Source organism: Bradyrhizobium sp. WYCCWR15520 (assembly GCF_056174665.1).
In genome coordinates, this window is sequence record NZ_JBWBWM010000005.1 from 13,190 (window position 1) to 38,355 (window position 25,166).

Below are 25,166 nucleotides of genomic sequence, written 5' to 3' on the forward strand. Positions count from 1 at the left end.
GGCAGCCGCGAACATCGGCTAGGGCCGTCTCATTGATACTGAGCGCCAACAGCAATCGTTCCGACGATGACAGGGCAGCATGAGTCCCGTCTTCGCAGCGGCATTCATGAATGCGGCTCATGACGGCATCCGTTTCTTGCCGGCTAATCTTTTGTGCTATGCGCCTCATACTTGATGGTACTGGACGGACAAACTCCAGTCCTTCTTCATTGAACATACGTATGTCTTTCAGGAGACCGTGATGCTCATCAGGACACTGGTAGCAATTGCAGTTCTTATCGTGCTGGGGAGACCGGTCATGGCGCAGGAGCGGATCGTCATTTCATCTGAATGGGGCGAAGTGAAAGCTGAACTTTCGGACAATGAGTCCGCCAGATCGCTTGTCCGGATGTTGCCCGTCACGATCCAGATGCGCGATCACCTGCGTCAGGAAAAGACCGGCAATCTTCCTGCAGCGTTGGCGGAAGTCCCGCGGCAGACAGGCTTCTCGAAGGGTACGCTCGGGCTTTGGACGTCCAACCACTTCGTCATCTACTACCGCGACGGGCAAGTGCCGCAACCGGGGATCATCATCCTTGGACACGTGAGCGGCGACGTTTCGATTTTCGACCGGCCCGGATCCGTCAGTGTCACGATTGATCGCGCCCGCTAGTCGTCGGGACAATGTTTTCTCTAAAGCGGTAGCATCGACATTGCCGCAGTGGGACCTATACTCATGGAGTAATTGTGAGAAGGACTCATGAGTGCTGCGCGACAACGTCCTTGACCTTTTGGCTTTCCGAGCGGTGGCCCGCGAAGGCAGCTTCACCAGGGCGGCGGCCACACTTGGCGTCTCGCAGTCTGCGCTCAGCCACACGATCCGCCAGCTCGAAGCACGTCTCGGAATTGCTCTCCTGACCCGCACAACGCGCGCTGTCGCTCCCACGGAGGCTGGGCAAAGATTGCTCAACGGCATCGGCACGCATTTCGACGAGATCGAAGCGCAAGTCGAGGCGTTGGGGGAGTTGCGCGACAAGCCCGCGGGTACGATCCGGATTGCAGCCGCGGATTACGCGATCAGTTTTGTGATCTGGCCGAAGCTGAAGATGTTTCTTGCCAAGTATCCCGACGTCAAGGTCGAGCTCACCCTCGATAACGGACTGACCGACATCGTGACCGAACGTTTCGATGCGGGCGTGCGCATGGGCGAGCATCTGGCCAAGGACATGATCTCGGCGCGGATCGGTCCGGATTTTTGTCTCGCTGTTGTGGGCTCCCCTGAATACTTCAAGGACCATCCGAAGCCGAAGCATCCGAGGGAGCTTGTCCAGCACGAGTGCATCAACTTCCGCCTGCCGTCGTCTGGCAGCATGTATGCGTGGGAATTCGAGGAAAATGGCCGGCAGTTGAAGATTCGCGTCGATGGCCAGCTCGCCTTCAGCAACACCTTCAACGCGCTCGATGCGACGCTGGACGGTTTTGGCCTTGCTTACATACCGGAAGAGATCATTCTCCCCTATGTCTCGAAAGGGCGGCTGGTGCGTGTCCTGCAGAAATTCTCGCCGCATTGGGACGGCTATCATCTCTACTACCCGAGCCGACGCCAGTCGCCAGCATTCACCGCCTTGGTCAAGGCGTTAAGGCACCGGCGTTGATCGCTTCAAGAAGAGAAACCTAATGCGACCCTACATCATCTGCCATATGAGCACTTCCATTGACGGACGGCTTCATCCGAGCCGCTTCACCTCGCCCGCCTCGGGCAACTCGGCGGACATCTTGCGCAGTCACTATGAACGCGTCCACGACCAGTTCGACGCCGATGGATGGATTGTCGGGAGACGGACGATGAGCGAGTTGTCCAAGGGAACAGAGCGGCCTGTCAAAGACGCGCCCGGGATTGCGCGCGAAGCGCATGTTGGCCCGCGTAACGGGCGCAAACTTGCGATCGGCATCGACCCATCGGGCCGCGTTCACTACGGCAAGGACAATATCGGCGGCGACCATGTCGTCGCGGTTTTGGGAGAGCAGGTCTCCGATGCATATCTCGCGGAGCTGCGCGAGGACGGCGTGTCTTACGTGTTCGCCGGCCCACGGGGCGACGATCTGGCGCGCGCCATCGAAGAGATCGCTTCGCTGTTCGGCGTCAAGAAGCTGCTTCTCGAAGGTGGCGGCAGGATCAACGGAGCATTCCTGAAGCGCCAGCTGATCGACGAATTCAGCACGTTGTTTCATCCGGCGGTCGATGGTGTCGCGGGGGCGCAAAGCATCGTCGATTATGACGGCCACGACGGTGACCGTCCGGGCGCCGGGCAATCGCTACGCCTCACCCACTGCGAGACGCTAGAGGGCGGAATGGTCTGGCTGCGTCACGCCGTGGAGCGCGCACTCGGTTGAAGCGCCACCTGGCTCGAAGGAGGCGGCGCGGCTTTCTTCAAATCCAGCACTGCTCGTTGGTGACGGCGCGGCTTTCAATAGCCGCGATAAAGTCGCGCAGCTTGCCGCGCCAAGTGGGGAACTACTGCTGTCGGGATTAGTGACCGCTATGTGCAGGGCAGTGCCCAAATCGGCGCCCAGTTTGAGGGATCATCATCTACCCCCGCTCCATCGCGGACGCGAGTCCTGAGAGCTTCGACTAGCTATAGGATGGCTCAAGCCCTATATTGGCAGTATCACTGATCGTAAAAACGGCTTCAGTGACTGAGAGACCGTACCGTGCTCCCGCCGCCTACAGGAGGGAGCCCGTGAGTTCGATTATCTATCCATTGCATTTTCAGCGAAGGTTCGAGCGTCGGTGGGCCTCCAGGATGGTCAGCGACGAGCCGCGCCGCTCTCCATCACGAGGGACGAATACCTGTACCTGCGGACACGTTGTCACTGCTCCGGTCAGATCAACCTGCTTGTCCACGGGGGCTGTCAACGAATGGCGGTGTTCCGCTTGTGGCAACAATTGGGAGACGATCGCTGATCCCGGCATAGGCTCGACGAAGCCAGTTCGATGAGCGGCTGGGGTGCCTTGTGCCCGGCAAAAGTGCGCGCGGTGAACTGAAGCCGCTCCCGCAAAAGCTACTCTGACACGGCAACGAAGAGCGCAGAATTCTCGCGGCTCGACCTCAAGCAAGGAGGCACTCATGACAGGCAATATATTCAACAGCAAGGGTATTCGCGTCGGCGCCGTAGTAGGTCGAGAAATTTTCGACCGTCATGGCACGAAGCTATATGACCTCAAAGGGATTAACATCTACCGAGTATCCGGAGAGTTGGTTGGTCATCTCAACGACGCGAGCGGTTCGGACAAACGGCTCGATAAAGCGACCGACCGCTTGTTCACATAGGGCAAAGGCAAGGGAAGCCACCATCTCGACACAGGATGGTAACGACTCGAGCTCTACGTCTGCCCGCTCAGTCAATCACGCATCGAAATACTACCGGCCCAAATCGTAATTGCATTTGCCCGGATAGAAGCAGCGTACTGGCCATGGCTGCTGGAATTCTTTCGTCCATTGCAATCACTTCTTCTTAGCACGATCAACGCGGGCCTCACGGAACTCTTGCGGCCCCTTAATTAGCCGGCGCTTACGGTCTGCCTGATCCTCCGCAGATGCTTTTGAATCAGCGACGCGATCGATTGCATTGGCAGCCAATTCCCGAGCCCGCAATTTCTGATCTTTGCCCGATAACCGGCTTTTTACCTTTACGTCCAGGCCAAGTTCAACCAGACGGCGCGTTGCCTCTGAAAGAGTAGGCTTATCGGGTTGGTTCTCGGCCCATCTCACAATGGATGCTCGCAGGACGGGGGCGGCGCGAAATCCCATCATCGGATCGCGTCCTGTTGCGGTTCGCTCCCGCTTCCTTGCTTTAGTTGGTATCGACATGATGTAGTGATCCAAGAGCAAGACAACGGACTTGTACTAATGCTGTTCCTTAGGCTGAGCGCTCTCGAAGATGAATGCTGCCTGGAAAATTGTTCCGGCGCTGGTGTGAACTTCGATAGCCATGTGATTCCGCTCGCCCTGCGGAGAGAGATCCCTCGCCAACATTCGCGGCCTCGACCTCAGCCGCCGTTTGATCGTCCAGCTCCAACCCCTCTTCATCCGCGTAGAGAGTGTCGCCCTCCCTTATGTCAAAGTAGTAGCGGATCATGAGGGCTCTCCTTCTATTGGGAGCCGGCAGGCAATTATCTTGGCGCTCCTGCGTGTCGCGCGTGCGATAGCAGACAAGCGATCGAGCCTTCTAATGTTCCTGTCATGACTTTATCGTAGATGGAACTGGCTGCTTGATTTCCTTCTTTTTCGCCGGCGGAGCCGCGATCAAACCATCCCGGATCGCCTGCTTTCGCGCAAGCTTACGCATCCGGCGTACAGCGTCGGATTTCTTTCTTGCAGCCTCCTCTGACGGCTTCTCGTAACATCGGCGCCTGCGCATTTCCCTGAATACTCCCTCGCGCTGCATCTTCTTCTTCAGCACGCGCAGGGCTTGCTCGATATTGTTGTCGCGGACGATTACTTGCATGAGTCGATCCTCGCGTTTGGGCTGGTAAGCAGGACCGGTCCTGTTGCCAGCCAATTGCACAGGAACTTCGATGAACGGCGATGTGAGGATGACCGCGTCGGCGATTGCTTCACCGATCCGAAGCACCGGGGCTATCCCAGTGCGACGAGCGCTTTGGTAATAGAACGTGACCACTCCGGGCCGAGAGTGTCAACCGGAACTCGCCATCCGCAATCCAATCCGTCGAAGCTCGAGAAAGCGAGATTAACCTGCTTAGATGCCTCGCAAATAAGTTGTTCCCGCCCCTTGAAAAATCGCAATAGTTGTATACATTGCCACTATTCGATTAGCCGCCGTGCCTTGTTGATCGCGCCCGCGGGCTCCTTTTCCAAAGACATCGACGACGTTGAATTGGTTCGCATGATGGTTGCGCGACATGCTCGCGCTTTGGAGAGAGAAATGACGACAGGTACTGTGAAATGGTTCAACGGCCAAAAAGGCTTCGGGTTCATCCAGCCGAACGACGGCGGCACTGATGTCTTCGTGCACATCAGCGCGGTCGAGCGCGCCGGACTTGCCGGGTTGGCCGAGGGCCAGAAGGTCACATTCGAGATCAAGACCGACCCGATGCGGGGTAAGGTAAGCGCGGAAAATCTTTCGCTGGCCTAAAGCCGGCCGCGCCTTTCCACGGATGTACTGGAAAGGCGTCATGCCCGCTCAACTCTAGGGGTTGAGCGGGTTATTGTCATTGGAGTGGAAGGCAAGCGCATGGCTGGCAGGAAACCTGGCGAACCTTCCCCTGAAAGCATCGCAAGAACGCACCGTCAAAGGATTGCATCCGAACAAGGAAAGCAGGCCATGGCGGATGTCGAGCGGCGGGCTGTTGCCGTTCGCGAAAACATGGCGCGCTTGCGAGCTTTGAGGGAAGCTGCAGACGCAAGGCGCGAAGCCCTACCTGATCAACACGGCGCATTGGCGGTGAAAAGCAGGAAGAGGCAACCGACCTCAAGACCGCGCCGTCGTCCCGTCGCGTGAGTGCCTTCTCCGCTATCCGCTGGGGACATTACCAGACATGCCGCTAAACGAGCATGCGCTCCCTTGAATATCATCGAGAAGCTTGCGGGCCTTGGACGCGAAGTCCTCGGTTAAAGGCCAGCACCATCGTCCGGCAAGCCGGCACCGCCCCCTATACAATTGCGGCATGACAGAAGTAACCAGATGAGAATGCCGCCCCTGGCCGTTTTGCTCTAAGCCAATCGCTGCGGCCCGACATCGGCTCAGGCGAGCCTGATGTCCCAGAGGCCCTCTTCGCGGCAGGCGATCAGCTCGTCGCGAAGCAATTCGGTGACTAGCGCAATCGCAGTCGAGCCGGGATGATCGATGGGAGACGCAAGGGTCAGTTCGCGCATCGGCGACGGTTTTGATATCGCCGCGGTTTCCAGCCGGCCGTTGGCGACCTCATTGCGCACCGAAGAAGGTGGCAACAGCGTGTATCCCAGGCCTTCCTCGACGAGGCTGGTCAGCACTCGGAACGAGTCCGCTTCCAGCTTGACGTCGAGCTTCAGCTTCTTCTTCGCCGCCGCCTGCTCGATCAGCGCCCGGAGGCCGTGCGAATGACTGGGCAGCACGAGGCGCTGTTTCAGCAGCCAGCCGATATCGACCTGCTTCTTTTTCGAAAGGCCGCTGCCACGCGGCCCGACAGCGACGATGGGATCGCGGCCGAGGCTTTGCACGGCAAGATGCAGATCGCTCGACGGCCCGTAGATCAGCGCCAGATCCATTTCGCCGCGATGCAGCCATTCCGTCAGATGGCCGCTGTAGCTTTCGACGATGCAGAGCGAAATGCCCGGATAGGTGTCGACGGTGCGCCGGGCGAGCCGCGCCGAAATCACGCAGCTCACGGTCGGCACGAGGCCAAGCACCACGCGGCCCGAGGGCGGGCCGCCGGCGGACTGGATCTCGTCGCGCACCTGGTCGATCTGCCGGACGATGCCGGAGGTTCGCGCGAGCAGAAGCCGGCCGGCGTCGGTCAGCACCATGCCACGGCCGTTCCGCGTGAACAGCTCGGCCCGCAATTCATGTTCAAGCAACTTGATCTGTCGGCTCAGCGCCGGCTGTGCCACCCGCAGCGTATCGGAGGCCTTGCTGAGGCTGCCGAGCTCGGCCACGCAACTGAAGGTCCTGAGCTGCCTGATATCCATCTCTTGCCAATCTTCGAAGGCAGATTCATACGCTATAACAATTCAGCATAGGAGACCGACGATCGTTTCACAACGGCCCGCTCCCCAAGCAATTGACATCACCCACCATCCATCGCCAGAAAAACCAATGACCGCACAAGAACAACAGGACGAATTCCACGACATCCGCGACGCCGTCGCCAAGCTCTGCGCCCAGTTTCCCGGCGAATACTGGCGCAAGCTCGACCGCCAGATGGCGTATCCGAAGGAGTTCGTCGATGCGCTGACCGAAGCCGGCTACCTCTCGGTCCTGATCCCCGAGGAGTATGGCGGCTCCGGGCTGAAACTCTCGGCCGCGGCGGCGATCCTGGAAGAGATCCAGCGCGCCGGATGCAACGGCGGCGGCTGCCACGCCCAGATGTACACGATGGGCACCGTGCTGCGGCACGGCAACGACGCCCAGAAGGCGAAATACCTGCCCGGCATCGCCAGCGGCAAATTGCGGCTGCAGGCGTTCGGCGTCACCGAGCCGACCAGCGGTACCGACACCTCTTCGCTGAAGACCGTCGCCAAGCGTGATGGCGACCACTACGTCGTCAATGGCCAGAAGATCTGGACCAGCCGCGCCGAACATTCCGACCTGATGATCCTGCTCGCGCGCACCACGCCGAAGGAGCAGGCGAAGAAACGCACCGATGGGCTTTCCGTCTTCATCGTCGACATGCGCGAGGTCAAGGGCAAGGGTCTGGAGATCCGCCCGATCCGCACCATGATGAACCACGCCACGACCGAAGTGTTCTTCACGGACATGCGCGTGCCGGCCGAGAACCTGATCGGCGACGAGGGCAAGGGCTTTCGTTACATCCTGTCAGGCATGAACGCCGAGCGTATTCTCATTGCAGCAGAATGCATCGGCGACGCCAAATGGTTCATCGCCAAAGCCACCGGCTATGCCAAGGAGCGCGCCGTGTTCGGCCGCCCGATCGGCCAGAACCAGGGCATTCAGTTCCCGATCGCAAAGGCCTACGCCGCGATGCGCGCTGCCGAGCTGATGGTGAAGGAAGCCACCCGTAAATATGAGGCTGGCCTCGATTGCGGCGCGGAAGCCAACATGGCGAAGATGCTGGCGGCGGATGCCTCCTGGGAAGCGGCCAACGCCTGCGTGCAGACCCATGGCGGTTTCGGCTTTGCCGAGGAATACGACGTCGAGCGCAAGTTCCGCGAAACCCGGCTGTATCAAGTTGCGCCGATTTCGACCAATCTGATCCTGTCCTACGTCGCCGAGCATGTGCTTGGCCTGCCCCGCTCTTACTGAGAACGTCAGATGCTGCCATTGGAAGGATTGATCGTCGTCTCCGTCGAACAGGCGGTCGCAGCGCCATTCTGTAGTTCACGATTGGCGGATGCCGGCGCACATGTCGTCAAGGTCGAACGCCCCGAGGGCGATTTCGCACGCGGCTATGACGCTGCGGCAAAAGGCCAGAGCAGCTATTTCGTCTGGCTCAACCGCGGCAAGAATTCGCAAGTGATCGACCTCGCCACCAGGGACGGCCGCGCCGCGCTCGAACAGCTGATCGCGAGCGCTGACGTGCTGCTGCAGAACCTCAAGCCCGGCTCGATGGACAAGCTCGGCTTCTCGCTGGAACGGCTGAAGAAGGATTACCCGGCGCTGATCTGCTGCACCATCTCGGGCTATGGCGACGAAGGCCCCTATGCCGAACGCAAGGCTTACGATCTCCTGATCCAGGCCGAGAGCGGGCTTGCCTCGATCACCGGCGGTCCCGAAGGCCCGTCCCGCGTCGGCATCTCCGTCGTCGATATCGCCACCGGCGCCACCGCGCATGCGGCGATCCTGGAAGCACTGATCGCGCGGGGACGCACAGGTCGGGGCGCCGATATCAGGATCTCGATGTTCGACGTGATGGCCGACTGGATGGCGGTGCCGCTGATCAATTCGGAGGCCGGCAATCCGCCGAAGCGGATGGCGCTGGCCCACCCCTCGATCGCGCCCTATGGCGTGTTCAATTCCAGGGACGGCAAGGGCATCTTGATCTCGATCCAGAGCGAGCGCGAATGGAAGAAGCTTTGCGCCGAGGTGCTGGATCAGCCCGACCTGCCCAACGATCCGCGCTTTGCCAACATGGTCGAGCGCGTGCGCAACCGGCAGCTCACCGACAAGACGGTAGCCGACGCCTTTGCTTCGATGACGCGCGTTGAGTTGCTCAAGCGCCTCGACGACGCCGACATCGCGTTTGCGGAAGTGAACACCATGGCCGACCTCGCCGTGCACCCGCATCTGCGCCGCATCGAGGTCGATACCCCCAAGGGCAAGGTGAGTTATGCCGCACCCGCTGCGATCTTCGTCGGTGAAGAACGGCACTATGGCCCCGTGCCCGCCATCGGCGACCACGTTGAACTTCCCGCAGCCCGTATCAAAAGCCTGAAGTCATGACCGAAGCCGCAACAAAACTCGATCTCGACCATCTGCGCCAATGGATCGGCCGCAGCACGGAAGCGTCCGACATCGTCACTGCGCAACTCGTGAAGGGCCTGCGCTCAACCCTGTTTCAGGACATCGGCGAGCCCAAGGCGGGCGACGCCGCGCCGTGGACCACGCATTGGTGCCTGGCGCAGCCGGTGTTTCCGATGTCGCAGCTCGGCCCTGACGGGCATCCAACGCGCGGCGGCTTCCTGCCGCCGGTGCCGCTGCCGCGCCGGATGTGGGCCGGCGGCGAGATCGAATTCCTCGCGCCCTTACGCGTCGGCGATGAAGCGACGCGGACCTCGCGGATCGCTGATGTGACGGTGAAAACCGGCTCGACCGGCACGCTATGCTTCGTCTCCGTCGAACACACGGTAACGACGGCGCGCGGGGTTGCCATCCGCGAGCGGCAGGACATCGTCTATCGCGACATCGGCGGCCCAGGGCCTGCTTCACCGCCGAAGGCCCCTCCTCCGCCGCCGGTCGCCAGGCATCGCGAAAGCCATGTCAGCGATCCCGTGCTGCTGTTTCGCTATTCGGCGCTGACCTTCAACGGCCACCGCATCCATTACGACCGCGACTACGTCACCAAGGTCGAGGGCTATCCGGGCCTGATCTTCCACGGTCCCTTGCAGGCCGCGCTGATCGTCGAATTCGCCGCAAAACTTCACGGCGACTCGGCGCCGAAGAAGTTCAGCTATCGCGGCGTGCAGCCGCTGTTCGAAGGCAGCGAATTCTCGATCAACGCCAACGAGACCAACGCCGGCATGGAGCTGTGGATCGCCAATGCCGAGGGACAGCCGACGATGAAGGGCACGGCTGTTTGGTAGTAGTTTGAGGTAGTCATTCCGGGACGATGCGAAGCATCGGACCCGGAATCTCGAGATTCCGGGTCTGGTGCTAACGCACCATCCCGGAATGACGGAGCCAGCTCTGGGGATTCATCTCATGTCGTCCCGCAAACCAGCGAAATCCGCCGCCGCCTCGCTCACCGTCAAGGACGCCACCTTCGGCCTGCTCCGCGCGTTCGGCATCAAGCGCGTGTTCGGCAATCCCGGCTCGACCGAACTGCCGTTCCTCAGCGACTGGCCCGACGACATCGACTACGTGCTCGGCCTGCAGGAGGCCTCCTGCGTCGGCATGGCCGATGGTTATGCGCAGGCGACCCGCAACGCCGGCTTTGTCAATCTGCATTCCGGCGCCGGCGTCGGCAATGCACTCGGCAATATCTACACCGCCCACCGCAACCAGACGCCGCTCGTCATCACCGCCGGCCAGCAGGCGCGCTCGATCCTGCCGCTGCAGGCCTTTCTCTATGCCGAGCGCGCTTCCGAATTTCCGCGGCCTTACGTCAAATACAGTGTCGAGCCGGCGCGCGCGGAAGACGTGCCGGCCGCGATCGCGCGCGCCTATTATGTGGCGATGCAGCCGCCCTGCGGGCCGACCTTCGTCTCGATCCCGATCGACGATTGGACGCGACCGGCGCAACCGGTCGAGGCCCGCCACGTCAGCCGCGAGCTCGGCCCTGATCCGGAAAGCATGAAGGCGCTGGCAAATGCGCTCATCGCCAGCAAGCGCCCGGCCCTCGTCGTCGGCCCGGCCGTCGACCGCGCCGAAGCGGTCGAGCTGATGGTGCGGGTCGCTGAGAAGACCAAGGCCGCCGTCTGGGCCAGCCCGTTTTCGGCGCGCTGCTCGTTCCCGGAACGGCATCCGCAATTCGCCGGCTTCCTGCACGCATCGCCCGGACAGCTATCGGACACGCTGCGTGGCCACGACCTCGTGGTCGTGATCGGCGCGCCGGTCTTCACCTTCCATGTCGAGGGCCACGCCGCGATCTTCGACGGCGGCACCACGATCTACCAGATCACCGACGACGCGGACGCCGCCGCCGTCACGCCATCGGGCACCAGCATCGTCGCCACCATGAAGCCGGCGCTCGCGATGCTGCTCGACCTGCTGCCCGAGACGACGCGTGCGATTGCTGCGGGCCGCGTGCTGCCGCCGGCGCCGACGGCCGCCGATCCGCTGCCGGTCGAATTCCTGTTGCACTCGCTTTCGCAAGCCATGCCCGACAATGCGGTGCTGGTGGAGGAAGCGCCCTCGCATCGCCCGGCGATGCAAAAATTCATGCCGATGCGCGGCCAGGACAGTTTTTACACCATGGCGAGCGGCGGCCTCGGCTACAGCCTGCCCGCCGCGGTCGGCATGGCGCTGGGGCGGCCGGGCGTGCGCACCGTCTGCCTGATCGGCGACGGCTCGGCGATGTATTCGATCCAGGCGCTATGGACCGCCGCGCGCCGCAATTTGCCGCTGACGGTCGTCGTGATCAACAACGCCGGCTACGGCGCGATGCGTTCGTTCAGCCAGGTGATGCAGGTGCGCAATGTGCCGGGGCTGGAGCTGCCCGGCATCGATTTCGTCAAGCTCGCCGAAGGCATGGGCTGCCACGCCGCGCGGGTGACAAAATCATCCGAACTCGCGGGCGCGCTGAAGACCGGGCTCGCATATGACGGCGTCAGCCTGATCGAGGTGCTGGTGGATTCGGCCGTGCCGCTGCTCTACGCGCAGAAGGGCTAGGCCCGCGCCGCGGCGATTTCGCCCGCAAGCCGCCCATAGTCCGCCCAGACCAGATTCAAGAACAGGGGCGGTTCCTGCTGCGCCTGCAGCATCTGCGCGTAGCGCGCTTTCGCGCCCTCCATCTCCCACCATTTCTGCGCCGACACCGCGACCTTGCGGAAGCGATTGAGCGTGCCTGAAAATTTTCGGCGGTCGGCGCCGGCCAGACTGGCACAATGAGTGAGCCAGTTGAATCCGGCGACGACGGCGATCGCCAGATCGCTCATCGTATTGCCGGTGAATTCGATCACCGTTTCATCGTGCGGCAACTGACGCAGATAGGCCTCCAGTATCGCCGCTTGTGAATCCGGCTCGGCGAGCAGCCTGAATTCACCCCTGGGGACCGTCAGCAGATAGCGCATGGCCTCCAGCCGCGTATGGTTGCAGACCTCCCCCTTGTCGGCTCCAGCATCCGACGCGGTCCGCTTGCAGGCGGGATAGACCCATTTCCCGTTATCGACCTCGTCGAGATACCGCTTGCCCTGCTTCTCGATATCAGCCAGCAGCGCATGCGGAGCATCCGGCAGCGTCGCCGGAGCTTTTCCGAATGGCCAGACACGCCAGCTCATGGGCCCCCATTTGATTCAAAGGCTCAACATTTCGCCTGTCAGTTCGCACGCGGCGTTTACTTGACGGCACTCTACGCTCGCACGAAAATTCGGCATGGGGCAACCGTGGAGTGAATGTCATGAGTAAGACAAGTCTCGGAAAAGCTGCCCTCGCGGTCTCCGTCTTCGCATGCGCAACCATGCTCTCTGTTGGCTGGACCGAACAAAACGGCGCTTTGCTGTCTATCGAGCGCGCGCAGGCACAGATGGCTGATCCATACACCCCGGGCGTTACCCGGCGGCAGGCGCGGCGGACCGCGGCCGGTGCCGCCGCGGTGGGCGCCGGCGCCGTCGCGGCTGGTGCTGTCGCAGCCGGAGCGACCGCCGCCTACTACGGCGGCGGTGGCCCCTACGCCTATTACGGCGGTCCGAGCGTATATGGCGGCCCCGCCTATTACGGCGGCCCCGGCGTATGGAGCCAGGACTACGCGGCGCGAAACGGAATAATCTGCCAGCCCGGCACCATGGTCCGTCTCGACGACGGCCTGATGCACAGGTGCCAGTAGCGACGTAATCGGGAAAGGCGGCCGATAAGGCCGCCCTTCTCGCCAAGTTATTTCCCGTAGCTCTCCCGCATTTTCGCCTGGATCTTCGCCATGCCCGCGATCCAGCGGTCGTAATTCTCGGTCTTTTTGCGCATGTAGCCGAGCACCTGCGGGTGCGGCAGGATTACGAAGGTTTCCGCTTCCAGCCCCTTCAGCACGTCCTGCGCCACCTGTTCCGGCGCGAGATCGCCGTCGCCGGATTGCGGGCCTTTCGGGATCGAGCGCAGCATGTTGGTGTCGACGCCCTGCGGGCACAGGATCGAAACCTTGATGTTGTCGGCCTTGTGCGAGATCGCAAGGTTTTCGGCGAAGCCCACGGCCGCATGCTTGGTGGTCGAATAGGCCGGGCTGCCGACCTGCGACAGCAATCCCGCCGCCGAGATCGTGTTGAGGAAATAGCCGCCGCCGCGCGCCTTCATGCGCGGGATCAGATGCCGCGCCGCATAGACATGGGCCATGACATGGACAGCCCAGCTTCGCGACCAGGGTTCGTCGGAGGTTCCGCCGGCATTGACCGACAGCGGATCGAAGCCGCCACCGATGCCGGCATTGGAGCAGAACAGCGCAATCGGGCCGAATTGATGCTCGGTCTCCTCGATGACGTGAAGGATGTCCTTCTCCTTTCCGACATCGCATTTGAAGGCGGCTCCGCCGATCGGCGTGGCGACGGCCCGCGCGGCGGCAGGATCGATATCGACGACCACCACCTTGGCCGCGCCTTCGCGGTGAAAGGCTTCGCACATCGCCCGGCCGATGCCATTGCCGCCGCCGGTGACGACCACGACCTTGCCTGTCACCTGCATGAGCGCTCTCTCCCGTTTGTTATGATCCTAGGTCAGGATCATCATATCGAGAATAGCCGTATAATGGCAGGCGGCGCCGAGCAAGACGAAGCCATGCCAGATCGCGTTTTGGAAACGCAGGCGCTGCCAGGCATGGAAGATCACGCCAAGGCTATAGAGCACGCCACCCGCCACCACGAAGCCCAGCGCCAGCGGCGGCACCGCCTTCACCACGGCGTCGTATAGCGTAACGCCGCTCCAGCCGAGCGCGAGATAGAGCCCGACCGCCAGGCGATCGTAGCGCCCCGGCAGCGCCAGCTTCAGCACCACGCCGGCGATCGCGGCGCACCACACCCCGGTAAGCAGCGCGATCGCGAGATAGCTTTCCCGGAGCTGCACGATGAACGGCGTATAGGTGGCGGCGATCAAGAGATAGATCGCCGAATGGTCGAAACGGCGCAGCACCCATTTGGCGCGCGACACCGGCCAGAGATTGTAGACCGCGGACAAGGTCAGCATCGCCAGCAGGCCCGCGACGTAGATGGATACCACGGCAACCTCGAATGCGCTGGCATAGATCGCGGTCAGCACGATCAACGCGGTGGCGGCGACAAGCCCGAGCGAGATGCCGAGGATATGCACGACGCCATCGGCGATCAGCTCGGCACGGTCGTAGTTCCAGTGCATGGCATCGGCCGCAGCATGGAGGGATGTCGAGGCGAATTGTTTCAGTCTGAAGATGGTCATGCAGGCCCGTCAAAGCTGGTGAGGGAGCGATAGGACATGGGTCTTCCGAGATCAACGAAGCGTTCAAGCCGACGGGCCCGAACGCCGCCATCATCCGTCGGCGGTCACACGAACGCGCGCCCCGATGACAAGTTCCGGCGGACCATCGCCTACCCCATCGACGTGGCATTTTCGTGCTGCCAGAAGACGCTCCGCGATCCCTCGGGATCCGGTCGTCAGGCGATCACGAGAGCTTGATTTTACCTCTTCAGTCGCCACTTTCCTGAACATCGCCCACCAAGCGCATTTTGCACCGAGTCCTCCACCCGCATGCCTCCCAGTTTTTCAGAGATCGTCGAGGAAGCGCGCCTGTCGGCACGGGCGCTGCTGGATTACGGCGACAGCTTTTTCCATCCCACCGTGCGGCTCGGCGTCACCGGCCTTTCGCGCGCCGGCAAGACCGTGTTCATCACGGCGCTGATCCACGGCCTGACCCGCGGCGGCAGGTTTCCGGTATTCGAGCCGTATGCGACGGGCCGGATCGCCCGCGCCCGGCTCGAGCCGCAGCCGGACGACGCGGTGCCGCGCTTCGCCTATGAAAGCCACGTCCGCACCCTGATCGAGGAACGGCGCTGGCCGAACTCGACCGTCGACATTTCCGAATTGCGCCTGGTCATCGACTACCAGCGGCAGAACGGCGCGGACCGCACGCTCACCATCGACATCGTCGATTATCCCGGCGAATGGCTGCTCGACCTGCCGCTGCTCAACAGGAGTTTTGAGCAGTGGTCGGCCGAGAGCCTCGCGCTGTCGCGCGAGGGCCCGCGCGTAAAACTCGCCGCGCCCTGGCATGAGCACCTGAAGACGCTGGACGCGGAAGGCCGCGAAAACGAACAGGCGACGCTCGCCGCCGCAAAGCTCTTCACCGATTATTTGCGCGCCTGCCGCGACGAACGTTTCGCCATGAGCCTGCTGCCGCCCGGCCGTTTCCTGATGCCGGGCAACCTCGCAGGCTCGCCGGCGTTGACCTTCGCGCCGCTCGATGTGGCCATCGACGGCACCGCGCCCGACGGCTCGCTGTGGGCGATGATGCGGCGACGCTATGAAGCCTACAAGGACGTGGTGGTGCGCCCGTTCTTCCGCGATCATTTCGCGCGGCTCGACCGGCAGATCGTGCTGGTCGATGCGCTCGCCGCTTTCAATGCCGGCCCCGAAGCGCTGCACGATCTCGAAGCGGCGCTGGCCGGCATTCTCGATTGCTTCCGCATCGGCCGCAGCACGATCCTGAGCAGCCTGTTTCGCCCCCGGATCGATCGCATCCTGTTTGCCGCCACCAAGGCCGATCATCTGCACCATTCCAGCCATGACCGATTGGAAGCCGTCTTGCGGCGCGCCGTCGCCAAGGCGGCCGATCGCGCCGAATATGCCGGCGCCGCCATTGATGTCGTTGCGCTCGCCGCGGTGCGCGCCACGCGCGAGGCAATGGTCGCGCGCGGCCGGGAGAAGCTGCCGTCGATCCTCGGCACGCCCGCGCCTGGCGAGACCGCCAATGGCGATACGTTTGACGGCGAGACGGAAGTTGCGACCTTTCCGGGCGACTTGCCCGCCGATCCCGAAGAGCTATTCAACGGCGGCTTTCGCGGCCTTTCCAGCACGCTGCACGACAACGCCGATTTCCGCTTCCTGCGCTTCCGGCCGCCGCTGCTGGAACGCAACGCCAAGGAAGAGCCCGCGCTGCCTCACATCCGCCTCGACCGCGCCCTCCAGTTCCTGATCGGAGACCGACTGCAATGAGCGAGAAGACGCCCCCTCGGCGGCCGGCGACGTTCAAGCTCGGCGATCCCGGCGTCGTCGTGATCGATCCGGACGAGGCCGGCCGCCCCGCCCGCGGCACAGTGCAGATCACGCCCGAGGCGGATCCCGCGCTGCTGCCCGTGCCGATCGATGCGCCCCGTATCCCGGTGCGCCGCGGCTTTCGCTGGGGCACGCTGTTCTGGTCGGCGGTCGGCGGCCTGGTGTTGCTCGGCACGGGTCTCGGCATCGTCAACCTGATCGAGGACCTGTTCGCGCGCAGCCAGACTCTTGGCTACGTCGCGCTGGCATTTGCGGTGGCGGCGGGGCTGGCGCTGGCCGTCGTCATCGGCCGCGAAGCGTTCGGGCTGGCGCGGCTGGCGGCGATCGAGAAGCTGCATCTGCGCGCCACGGAGGTGCTGCGCAGCGACGACCGCGCCGAGAGCCGCGCTGTTGTCAACGACCTGCTCAAGCTCGCGCATCAGAATCCGCGACTGGCGCGCGCCCGCGCCACGCTGACAAGCCATGCCGACGACATCATCGATGGCGCCGACATGATCAAGCTGGCCGAGCGCGAATTGATGGCGCCGCTCGATGAAGAAGCGCGGCGGCTGGTCTCGACCGCGGCACAGCGCGTGTCGGTGGTCACGGCCGTGAGCCCGCGCGCCCTGATCGACGTGCTGTTCGTATTCGTCGCCGCGATGCGCCTGATTCGGCAACTGGCGCGGCTCTATGGCGGCCGTCCCGGTACGCTTGGCATGCTCAGCCTGCTCCGCCACGTCATCGGCCATCTCGCCATCACCGGCGGCCTGGCGGTTGGCGACAGCCTGGTGCAGCAGATGCTCGGCCACGGCATCGCCGCCAAACTCTCGCAGCGGCTCGGCGAAGGCGTGCTCAACGGCCTGCTCACCGCAAGGCTAGGGTTGGCCGCCATCGACGTCACCCGCCCATTGCCGTTCACCGCGCTGCCGCGGCCTGCGCTCTCCGATCTTGCGAAGGATCTCCTGAGCAAGCGCGACGACGAGGCGTGAGGTCCGATTCCGCTAGGGAGCATGGTGCTGGTCTCGCGCTAAGCCGCTAAGTAGTCTGCTGACCATCCCGGCCGAGATACGCGAGCCAATCAGTTGGCGCTGAGGACCGGCGCGATCGCGTTAAGATCAATGAGGCAGTCCGCGCGCTGACGCGGCGCGTTGCCTGTCTGTCTGTTCCTCGACGGGGGTCGCGGTTTCCTGCAACGCCTCTTCGTAATTGCCCGCGAACCTCTCGATGCTCTCGGCCCACATCCTCAGCATTGAGACCTGAAAGTGCACGATTGGCTTCAAGGAATTCATGCCGATTTGCTGTCCCTGTGGCTCGCGCGCGGAACGGGTTGAATTAGTGGTATCGACTGCCATGCTGTTCGCTCCTTCTGCCCCCGTGTATGGTCCAAAAACTAAGTGTCGGCTTGCGCACGTCCTGACTTTAAACACTCGGCCAAAGCTTGATCTGCCGCGAGTCTCGCACCTCGGTCGTCATGCAATTCGTCCAGTTTTTTCAAGTACGCGACTGCCGCGATTTGCAGGAGACCGAAATCATACTCGCCGGTGGCACGAAGATTGGTGACGTAGCGATGGAGGGCGGAACGCCTGCTATCGTTCTCGCTGATACTGCTGTGTCGGAGCAAGTAGTTCCGCCAAGCGAACGCACATGCGCCTTCTATGGCATGAGAAGTCATGGGCACCTCTCAAGGTCAGAAAGAAGGACGAGCCGTTTCGTTCCGCGAATTTATCCGGTGTAATACTGTTCCGTAGCTGCGCTGCAAGGTATTTGCTCGCGGGCGACGTTGGGGCCGCGGTCGGCGACGTCCATGATGCAATCGGTTACGCAGTTTGGCTATTTCCCTGGCGTAGCAAGCCACTCCTTGGGCCGCTTCTCCTCGATGGCTGCAAGCTGCACCACCTTAAGCCCAGCAGACCGCACATCTCGACGAAGGGCGCTGAGGTATTCAACAGTCTCAACGTTCGTTGGTGGGCGTTGCTACCTGAAATCGCCATCGACATCATGAACGTGCCATCATCCCGCGTTTGGAACGCTACATCGCAAGGCCTGTTGTCTTTCAGAAATGACCGTTGTGGTCGACCCATTCCATTTGGAGCGTCAGATGAGCAAGCGTAAATCAGCCGCAGCGTCGAAGCACACCCGAAGCCCGAAAGTGGCCGCCCGGGCCCAACGGAACAAGCAGGCCGTTGTTAGAAGCCCGAAGGACAACTCTCTGCGCTCTGTCGTCCCCCTGCGCTCTGTCGCCGCAGGCTCTACTGAAACGCCCCTTAAGATACATGAGGAACCAAAACAAAAGGATCCCGCAGTTGAGAAAAAGGATCCCGTAGTTGAGAATCGGGTGGCTGCCTTAAAAGCGGCTGCCCTACACGATGGCGGCAGTCATCAGATGATGAGGGATAACAATCCAAAGAAAGGGTTTGATTTTTCGTTAGGGACGGAAAGCGTGCAGGCTTATCAAGCGAAGCTTCTGGAAATGACACAAGCCAACATAGAATTTGCTTTTGAATTCAGCCAGAGGCTTGGGACCATCAGGTCACCATTCGAAGCTTTCGGCGTCATTGCAGAATTTACACGCAGGTGGATCGATATGTACGGGAAGTATTCGAAAGAAGTGGCTGGATATCCCTTCTTGGGGATCGACGCGTCCCGAGAGCTCACAGCTCTGCCGGGACGATGACTTCAACCCGTACCGCTGTGGCAAACGGATGGCTGCATCGGATCACGCGCTTCGCCAGGGTGCGCTTGCTTTCGGCTGGGCCAGCGCGGGCTCCCGGAGAGAGCAGAATTCAGCGTCTGCCGTTGGACCCAGAGCAGACCTGGGAAGGACGTTAGGTTCACGTTGTCTGGCGGAGTTCCATTTCAGAGCGATTGTGAAGTGGTTCACTCCCTGGGAATCCAATTCGAGCTAGCGTTGAGTGAAGCCTTCTGCATGCAAGAGCCGATGACGTGGTCGGATGATTGGCAATTTCGTCATTCTCCGAGCAGCCAATGCAAGAGCTAAGGCTTCTCCGAACCATGCAGCTGGGCGGTGAGCACAATGGTAGCGGGAGGAAATCATGCGTCTTCACCTGGCGATCAGTGTAATGGCAGCGGCCGCAATCGCATCGACGGCGACATACGCTCAGAATGCCGGTTTCGGCACGCCCGCCGAGGCGAAAGCTATGCTTGAGAAGGTCGTCGTCTCCATGAAAGCCGACCCGGCAAGAACCGTCAGCCAAATCAACAAGGGTGAAGGAGGCTTTCGCGACCGTGACCTTTATCCAACTTGTGCAGGCCCTGACGGCAAGAACATCGCCCATCCCGACCCTGCGCGCATTGGCCTTGTGCAGAGAGACATCAAGGATGTCACGGGCAAACCCTACGGGGCGGAATTTGCCTCCGCCGTCGAAGATAAGATCACAGAGGTCACATACATGTACCCGCGCCCCGGCGAAGATAAGAGACCGGTTGAGAAAGTAGGGCTCGCAACGAAGGTGGCTGGCTATATATGCGTCGTCGGATATTACAAATAGATTGTAGTTGGCGACGCCTTTCGTTTCGCGGGATCATGATGCCCCTTTTGGCCCAGCGCCGACATGCCCGCTGCCGATGTCCGCTTTCGGAGCAGCTCTGAGATCAGAGTTCACCAGGCGGTGGCAGACTGTGGCTGTGGGTTTTTCCCTGCGCCTTGGCCCGAAATTTCCTCGGGTACCGTCGCGAATTTCTGCCCGCGCGAGGATTGATCGTAAGAAATGTCCACATCGGAAAGCCCCGTGCCCGTCGAGGCGTTCTTTCGCCGCCCGTCGCGTTTGGCAGCGGTCTGTTCGCAGCCGATGCAACCCGGGGAGCGGCCTTTGGTGCTTGATATACCAAACTCTCGACTCATCCGTACAAACGACCACGCATGTTCACCGCCGTTCCGCTTCCAGATCACATCCACAGCGTCCCGAGGAGCGTTGCACCAGGCAATTCTTGCTTGCGCGCCCCGACGAGATACATGCCCTTGGCTGCGGTACAGGGGGCTGGATTGAGCCAACGCGGTTTTCTCGCCGGAGCGCGCACACAAGAGAGCTCCTGTGGTTTGCGATGTTATGAAAACTGAGCCGTTCGGAAAGCCAGCAATCTGGATGTACCAACTTCGGTAGTACCGGTAGCTGTCAGAACCGATCCGGTTCATGTTCGTGGCTAGGGAGCAATCCCGATCCCGATGCCGATCCCGATAATCGCCAGCGATATAACGATTACCAGCACGTCAATCGTCAGCCATTTGGGTATGCGCTTTGCAGGTTGGGTCATAGCGTGTGCCCTCCGCAGCCACCTTATGTACCGAAAGAGCGCAAGTGACTGTAAACGAGTTCACATGTTTGAGGACCGATTCGCCTACCCGTGCGTATGGGGTAAAGATCGATGGCGAGCATAATATGCAGTGGGCCGCAAGGCAGCCCAAAGCCGCTACTCTCCTGCGGCGGCCAACGCTGCCCACATCCTGTAGCTTCCAGCTCATGATTGCGCACGTCGTCTTCGCGCGAGATGTAAACTCTTCGATGCCCTACGTCATAGGGAATGGTTTTTCCTAGCTCTGGTTGCGGACTTTGAGGTCCCTTTGCGAGCTGAAGCGTGTGACTAAGTTCGTACCAATAGCTGCCAAGAATGCTACAAACGAGATAACCGTAAGCAGATAGAAGCATCTATGTAAGAAGACGCTCAGGCGGTCGATGTCCGGTCACAGGGGTAAAATGGACTTGGACGGTGGGCGCGTCAAAGGTCTGTAAATGGGACCCAAAGTGGACATTGAGTTTCGCCGCGAACGTCGTAGACTTCGCCCAAAATTGCAACGCCTTTAAACCTTGGAGGTAGATGCAATGAACCTCGACCAGTACGTGCGCGACCTGCGGGAGATTACTGCTCAGCATTTTGATCCAGTCGAGATCACGGACCTAGTCGCACCCCTCGCCAAGAAATTTGCACAATCGCCGGAATTGCGCCGCCCCGAATATCGCGAATGCGATGCCGAGCAAGGCTTCGGCGTTCACATGCTCCATGAAGAGCCCAATCACGACCTAGCCGTTTTCTTGGTATCGTGGCTGCCTAACCGCGGCACTATCCCGCACAACCATAAAACTTGGGCTGTGGTGGTCGGTATTGAAGGCCAAGAACAAGAGATCAACTACGACCGGCTCGATGACGGTGGTAAGCCCGGCTATGCGGACCTGAAGCGCGGCGGTGAACAAGTGATGACCGTTGGTGACACTGCCCGCTGTTATCCTGAACACATACACAGCGTCCGGAACGTTGGAAATGACATTTCGATGTCGCTGCACACGTACGGCCGGCACATCAACTACACGGGCCGCTCCGAGTTCGACGTAGAGCACAAACTTGAGAAGCCCTACGTGATTAGGGTCGCCGACGACGAGTACGCGCGGGCGCAGGTCCTCACCAAACGAATCAAGATCGAATAAGTTGGAGTTCCGCTTCCGGCACGAAACGGACCTACCCAGTCAGGCGGTCGATGTCCGGTCACAGGGGTAACGCGCCGTAGGTCAGTCCGGATTTTCCGTTTTTGAGCGAAGTGCCGACTGTGTTAGCCGCGCTCTCCCGCCCACCATGTTGACGGCGGATCGATTGCGGAAATCTTCGTCGGGCGCAGCGCGACCAGATGGCTGTGCTTGTACGGTCGCCTTTGAAGTCGCGAGCGCTCCTTATCGGACCGTCACCGCGGCATTGTGGTCGTTAGCCGCCGAGCTATAGGCGGAGGGCTTGCACTGCGCCGGCCTCACCTGACATGGCGCGCTGCGGACTACCGGACTGATCTATCGTGATCCATTCGCAGTCAAGTGTCGGCTCATAGAGATCGAAGCCGTCAGGGCTGGAAGCGACGACCGGCATCTCCGGATCGAGCTTCTGTAGCTCATCTATCAGATCTTTAACTTTCATGGGCTTGCTCATTGCTGGAATGCGCCGCGGTGCCGGAGTGTTCGGGGACCTTGGCCATTATAACCTCACAGGTCTCAAGGTAACGCTCGACGAGCGCATCAAGCTGTATGTCGCAAAGAACTTACCGGATGCCTGAAGAAGCCCCCAGGATTGACAGGCCCGCCGGTGTCTTCCCAGAACAGCTTTTGACCGAGGCTAACCTCCACCGCGATGCGGTGGTGTCCGCCGACCAACGTGCCGTCACGTGTTGCCTTGGCGACGATCTCGCCGGCTTCGTTCACTATATTTCTCATGTCCCCTCCATATTGCTCTTTGCAACGGTGCCAGGGCTCCAAGACGTTGGCCATGATGCCTCGCAGTCCTTGCGTCGTCAGCTGGCACCGAACAGCAGTAACTCCGCCCTCAGCGAGTTTGACGATGGCCTCGCGGGCCGGGAGTGCATCGCTGATTTTCCGCATCAGCGGCTCTAATCCAACGCGCCGACCTTGTTGACGTTCCTAGAGACCGGGCAACCGCTCTGCGGCCGCGACTTCCAGTCTTGGCCCTTAACGGAAGCTCGCGGATCAATGTCCGCTTCCGGAGGGCGAAGCGTAAGCATCATCGAGGGCGTAAAATTCTTCGACGGCGCTTCTTGAGCACGCGTCGCAGAGCAACGGTCCACCAAGGCAGAGCTTTTCCGGGACGACGAAAAAGAGAAACAGCGCATGCTGCGCATTTGCGGCGGAGTATGACCGGCTGGCCGACGGCCGCGCAACCGCAACAAGGCTCCAATAGGTAGGACGTCGCGCCCAAGCGCAATTTCAACACCCAACTGCTGCAAGAAAACGCGGCGGCAAATCACTTCTGATTTTCCGAAATCGTGTCAAGCCCGGAATCAAAAAATATTCCGCTTAACATTCCGGGCAAATCAGTCGCATAACTCCGTCCGTCTCACGGCAAGATGAGGGGCGCTTCGCGATCGTCACGAACGTGCGGTGAGATGCGATGGACGCTGATGTCACGACGACGTACGTGACGTGAGGCGTATGGCGAAGTCGTGTGGTTCGGACGCCGCGGTGCTGGCGTTAAGTTGGCGGGAAGTGTCCCGCCGATGACGGAGGCAAAAGAGCCGTTCTCCGGGGAGAGCACGAAGTAAGCCGTAAAGCCATTGCGCAGGGAAGGCCGGAGTGTTTCCGCTGTACCTGTATGCTCGTGTGCGTTTTTTGCTATGCGCAATGGCACACGAGACCTCGGGTGCAGCAAGCACCCGGTCTTCCCTGCGCCCTCTGAATCAGAGGGCGGATAGTTGATAGCAAACCTCAGGCAATTCATGTCGCGGGATCGCGAAACTATAACCGTCATTGCCGCGGAGAAGCCACTGTCATCGTAGGATGGGTAGAGCGAAAGCGAAACCCATCGCCACGCGCACCGGCATTGAGGCAATGATGGGTATCGCTTCGCTCCACCCATCCTACGGGGGTCACATCATTTGCGAGCGCAGAGGCTTCGAAGCGATCCCATCGCCTCCGACGACCCCCGCCAGCACGCGCCAGCGGAACAGCGGCGAATCCGGTGGCGGCGCCAGCTCCGGCGTCCAACCGGTGATCTTCTCCAGCGCATAGGTATCCATCACGGTCCCGCGCCAGATGCGCTCGACGCGCTCCAGCGGCTGCCGCTTCGCCGTCGTCAGATTCCACAGCGGCAGGCGATGGTCCGGCTCGCGGCCGACATAGAGACCAGGATGATCCTTGATCAGGTCCATGCCGGGATCGCGAAAGCCTTGAAACCTGCCGCGTTCGTTGATCTGAATGACCGGCACCTGCCCGTTGAAATGCCAGCGCAGCATCGCGTAGGTGCGATAGTCCGACGTCGCGATCCAGGTCGCGCCGGTCGCCCGCAACTGCTCGCGCGCGCGCACCACGACCTGTTCATAGCCCGCTTCGGCGCCGACCGGATCGGTCCGGCCGATCAAGTTCCAGGGCGCCGCCAAGTAATAGAAGAACACGCCGACTACGAAGCCGATGCCCGAGATGACCGCCACCCTCGCCCACCAGAACGTCGATTTGATCATGCGTTCCGAGACGCCCTCCTTCGACATCATGACGAGGTTGATGGCGGTGGCGGCAAAGCCGGCGGGCCACAGGAACATCGGCCAGGTGTCGCCGACGCGCAGCGTCAGCGACTTCCAGAGGAAATAGAGGAACGGCACCAGCACGGCGGTCGAGAGCAGGATCGCCACCGGCTCGCGGGTGCGATAGCCGCGCCAGGCCGTCAGCGTCACGCCGAACAGCACCACCGGCAGCAGCACGAAGCCGACGAGACCGAACTGCATGCCGATGAATTCGCCGACGGTGCGCAACGAGAATTGACGGTCCGCCACCGCGCGCACGAACTGGAAGCGGAACGATGCCCAATCGTGCTGCGCATTCCAGATCAGGACCGGCGAAAACACGATCACCGCGATCAGCGCCGCCCGCCACGGATACGAGCTGAGCAGCCAGCGCCGCCGCCAGTCCGGCACCAGCACAAAGGCTGCTACCGCCGGCAGCAGCATGATCGCGGTGAATTTCGAGAGCAGCGCAAGCCCTGCGAACAGCCCCGCCGCAAGCCACCAGCGCGGGTTGCCACTCTCATGCAGCCGCACCAGCGACCACAGCATGGCGACCGCAAACGGGATCATCGCGGTGTCGGGCGCGACCTTCGCCATCAACAGTCCGTAATACAGCGCCGCTTCCGGCATCAGCACCGCGAAGATGACGGCGCGCATATCATGCGTCACGCGGCGGACGATGTCGGCGAGCAGGAGCTGCGTGACCAGCATCGCGACGATGCCGCTGAACCGCACACCTGTTGTGGTGTCGCCGAAGATCGCAGTGCCGAACCGGATCAGCCAGGCGATGGCGGGCGGATGATCGAGGAAGGAGAGCACGCTCTCCTTCGACCAGCTCCAGTAATAGGCTTCGTCGGTCCGCAGATCGAGCACGCCGGCATAGATCAGCCGCATCGCCGTCAACGCGGCGATCAGCAACGCCACG

General features: G+C 61.4%; 26 protein-coding genes. 16 read left to right on the forward strand and 10 right to left on the reverse strand.

Annotation, left to right across the window (positions count from 1 at the left end; all coding sequences use genetic code 11):
* Nucleotides 1-298 precede the first annotated feature (298 nt).
* The 4 genes from AC0QUY_RS06825 (at nt 299) to AC0QUY_RS06840 (ending at nt 3,311) form a co-directional block, all read left to right on the forward strand.
* Complete coding sequence (locus AC0QUY_RS06825; protein ID WP_161852065.1) at nt 299-652, forward strand: cyclophilin-like fold protein; 354 nt, start codon at nt 299-301, stop codon at nt 650-652.
* A 91-nt stretch (nt 653-743) separates the two neighbouring features.
* Entirely contained in the window at nt 744-1,634 is an 891-nt protein-coding gene (locus AC0QUY_RS06830; RefSeq protein WP_475386263.1) for a LysR family transcriptional regulator, read from the forward strand.
* Between the two features lie 22 nt (nt 1,635-1,656).
* Nucleotides 1,657-2,373, forward strand: a complete 717-nt coding sequence (locus tag AC0QUY_RS06835) for a dihydrofolate reductase family protein (RefSeq protein ID WP_475386264.1) — start codon at nt 1,657-1,659, stop codon at nt 2,371-2,373.
* 734 nt (nt 2,374-3,107) lie between these two features.
* Nucleotides 3,108-3,311, forward strand: coding sequence for a hypothetical protein (locus tag AC0QUY_RS06840; protein ID WP_161852062.1), 204 nt, complete (start codon nt 3,108-3,110; stop codon nt 3,309-3,311).
* A 174-nt stretch (nt 3,312-3,485) separates the two neighbouring features.
* Here AC0QUY_RS06840 and AC0QUY_RS06845 read toward each other — a convergent pair whose 3' ends face one another.
* The 3 genes from AC0QUY_RS06845 to rpsU all read right to left on the reverse strand — a co-directional run bounded on the left by AC0QUY_RS06845 (nt 3,486) and on the right by rpsU (nt 4,488).
* On the reverse strand, nt 3,486-3,851 hold the full coding sequence (locus AC0QUY_RS06845) for a hypothetical protein (protein WP_475386265.1): 366 nt from the start codon (nt 3,849-3,851) through the stop codon (nt 3,486-3,488).
* 49 nt (nt 3,852-3,900) lie between these two features.
* On the reverse strand, nt 3,901-4,119 hold the full coding sequence (locus tag AC0QUY_RS06850; RefSeq protein ID WP_475386266.1) for a DUF6894 family protein: 219 nt from the start codon (nt 4,117-4,119) through the stop codon (nt 3,901-3,903).
* 102 nt (nt 4,120-4,221) lie between these two features.
* Nucleotides 4,222-4,488 (reverse strand): 30S ribosomal protein S21, encoded by a 267-nt coding sequence (gene rpsU, locus AC0QUY_RS06855; RefSeq protein WP_475386451.1) that lies wholly within the window; start codon nt 4,486-4,488, stop codon nt 4,222-4,224.
* 438 nt (nt 4,489-4,926) lie between these two features.
* Between rpsU and AC0QUY_RS06860 the strand changes: the two genes are divergently transcribed.
* Nucleotides 4,927-5,136: a cold-shock protein gene (locus AC0QUY_RS06860; RefSeq protein WP_161852059.1), complete on the forward strand. Its 210-nt coding sequence runs from the start codon at nt 4,927-4,929 to the stop codon at nt 5,134-5,136.
* 608 nt (nt 5,137-5,744) lie between these two features.
* Here AC0QUY_RS06860 and AC0QUY_RS06865 read toward each other — a convergent pair.
* Complete coding sequence (locus AC0QUY_RS06865; protein ID WP_475386267.1) at nt 5,745-6,668, reverse strand: LysR family transcriptional regulator; 924 nt, start codon at nt 6,666-6,668, stop codon at nt 5,745-5,747.
* A gap of 127 nt (nt 6,669-6,795) precedes the next feature.
* Here AC0QUY_RS06865 and AC0QUY_RS06870 point away from each other — a divergent pair, with 127 nt between their 5' ends.
* From AC0QUY_RS06870 to mdlC, 4 genes are all read left to right on the forward strand, one after another.
* Nucleotides 6,796-7,962, forward strand: coding sequence for an acyl-CoA dehydrogenase family protein (locus AC0QUY_RS06870; RefSeq protein ID WP_161852057.1), 1,167 nt, complete (start codon nt 6,796-6,798; stop codon nt 7,960-7,962).
* A 9-nt stretch (nt 7,963-7,971) separates the two neighbouring features.
* Entirely contained in the window at nt 7,972-9,099 is a 1,128-nt protein-coding gene (locus AC0QUY_RS06875) for a CaiB/BaiF CoA transferase family protein (protein ID WP_475386268.1), read from the forward strand.
* Entirely contained in the window at nt 9,096-9,959 is an 864-nt protein-coding gene (locus AC0QUY_RS06880; RefSeq protein WP_475386269.1) for an HTD2 family dehydratase, read from the forward strand. The genes AC0QUY_RS06875 and AC0QUY_RS06880 overlap by 4 nt, the downstream gene beginning before the upstream one ends.
* 118 nt (nt 9,960-10,077) lie before the next feature.
* Entirely contained in the window at nt 10,078-11,706 is a 1,629-nt protein-coding gene (gene mdlC / locus AC0QUY_RS06885) for a benzoylformate decarboxylase (protein WP_161852054.1), read from the forward strand.
* Here mdlC and AC0QUY_RS06890 read toward each other — a convergent pair.
* A complete protein-coding gene (locus AC0QUY_RS06890) occupies nt 11,703-12,314 on the reverse strand; it encodes a hypothetical protein (RefSeq protein WP_475386270.1) in 612 nt (203 codons plus the stop codon). The two genes, mdlC and AC0QUY_RS06890, sit on opposite strands and share 4 nt — an antisense overlap.
* A gap of 119 nt (nt 12,315-12,433) precedes the next feature.
* Between AC0QUY_RS06890 and AC0QUY_RS06895 the strand changes: the two genes are divergently transcribed.
* Nucleotides 12,434-12,859: a hypothetical protein gene (locus AC0QUY_RS06895; RefSeq protein WP_475386271.1), complete on the forward strand. Its 426-nt coding sequence runs from the start codon at nt 12,434-12,436 to the stop codon at nt 12,857-12,859.
* A 47-nt stretch (nt 12,860-12,906) separates the two neighbouring features.
* Here the strand turns inward: AC0QUY_RS06895 and AC0QUY_RS06900 are convergent, their stop codons facing one another.
* Nucleotides 12,907-13,701 (reverse strand): SDR family oxidoreductase, encoded by a 795-nt coding sequence (locus tag AC0QUY_RS06900; RefSeq protein ID WP_475386272.1) that lies wholly within the window; start codon nt 13,699-13,701, stop codon nt 12,907-12,909.
* Nucleotides 13,702-13,728: 27 nt separating this feature from the next.
* The gene (trhA, locus tag AC0QUY_RS06905; RefSeq protein WP_161852051.1) at nt 13,729-14,427 is read right to left on the reverse strand and encodes a PAQR family membrane homeostasis protein TrhA; all 699 of its coding nucleotides are present in this window, start codon (nt 14,425-14,427) and stop codon (nt 13,729-13,731) included.
* Nucleotides 14,428-14,736: 309 nt separating this feature from the next.
* On the opposite strand from trhA, the gene AC0QUY_RS06910 reads away from it, so the two are divergent.
* Complete coding sequence (locus AC0QUY_RS06910) at nt 14,737-16,200, forward strand: YcjX family GTP-binding protein (RefSeq protein WP_475386273.1); 1,464 nt, start codon at nt 14,737-14,739, stop codon at nt 16,198-16,200.
* A complete protein-coding gene (locus AC0QUY_RS06915; protein ID WP_161852049.1) occupies nt 16,197-17,228 on the forward strand; it encodes a YcjF family protein in 1,032 nt (343 codons plus the stop codon). Before AC0QUY_RS06910 ends, AC0QUY_RS06915 begins: the two co-directional genes overlap by 4 nt.
* Nucleotides 17,229-17,354: 126 nt before the next feature.
* On the opposite strand, the gene AC0QUY_RS06920 is transcribed toward AC0QUY_RS06915, so the two are convergent.
* A complete protein-coding gene (locus AC0QUY_RS06920; RefSeq protein ID WP_475386274.1) occupies nt 17,355-17,591 on the reverse strand; it encodes a hypothetical protein in 237 nt (78 codons plus the stop codon).
* A gap of 746 nt (nt 17,592-18,337) precedes the next feature.
* Between AC0QUY_RS06920 and AC0QUY_RS06925 the strand changes: the two genes are divergently transcribed.
* The 3 genes from AC0QUY_RS06925 to AC0QUY_RS06935 all read left to right on the forward strand — a co-directional run bounded on the left by AC0QUY_RS06925 (nt 18,338) and on the right by AC0QUY_RS06935 (nt 21,677).
* The gene (locus tag AC0QUY_RS06925; protein WP_475386275.1) at nt 18,338-18,913 is read left to right on the forward strand and encodes a phasin family protein; all 576 of its coding nucleotides are present in this window, start codon (nt 18,338-18,340) and stop codon (nt 18,911-18,913) included.
* 379 nt (nt 18,914-19,292) lie between these two features.
* On the forward strand, nt 19,293-19,748 hold the full coding sequence (locus tag AC0QUY_RS06930) for a cache domain-containing protein (protein ID WP_475386276.1): 456 nt from the start codon (nt 19,293-19,295) through the stop codon (nt 19,746-19,748).
* Nucleotides 19,749-21,077: 1,329 nt separating this feature from the next.
* The gene (locus AC0QUY_RS06935; RefSeq protein WP_475386277.1) at nt 21,078-21,677 is read left to right on the forward strand and encodes a cysteine dioxygenase family protein; all 600 of its coding nucleotides are present in this window, start codon (nt 21,078-21,080) and stop codon (nt 21,675-21,677) included.
* A gap of 283 nt (nt 21,678-21,960) precedes the next feature.
* Here the strand turns inward: AC0QUY_RS06935 and AC0QUY_RS06940 are convergent, their stop codons facing one another.
* Nucleotides 21,961-22,152, reverse strand: coding sequence for a hypothetical protein (locus AC0QUY_RS06940; protein WP_161852043.1), 192 nt, complete (start codon nt 22,150-22,152; stop codon nt 21,961-21,963).
* A 128-nt stretch (nt 22,153-22,280) separates the two neighbouring features.
* Here AC0QUY_RS06940 and AC0QUY_RS06945 point away from each other — a divergent pair, with 128 nt between their 5' ends.
* Nucleotides 22,281-22,622: a hypothetical protein gene (locus tag AC0QUY_RS06945; RefSeq protein WP_475386278.1), complete on the forward strand. Its 342-nt coding sequence runs from the start codon at nt 22,281-22,283 to the stop codon at nt 22,620-22,622.
* A gap of 989 nt (nt 22,623-23,611) precedes the next feature.
* On the opposite strand, the gene AC0QUY_RS06950 is transcribed toward AC0QUY_RS06945, so the two are convergent.
* Nucleotides 23,612-25,135, reverse strand: a complete 1,524-nt coding sequence (locus AC0QUY_RS06950; protein ID WP_475386452.1) for a glycosyltransferase family 39 protein — start codon at nt 25,133-25,135, stop codon at nt 23,612-23,614.
* Between the last annotated feature and the right edge of the window lie 31 nt (nt 25,136-25,166).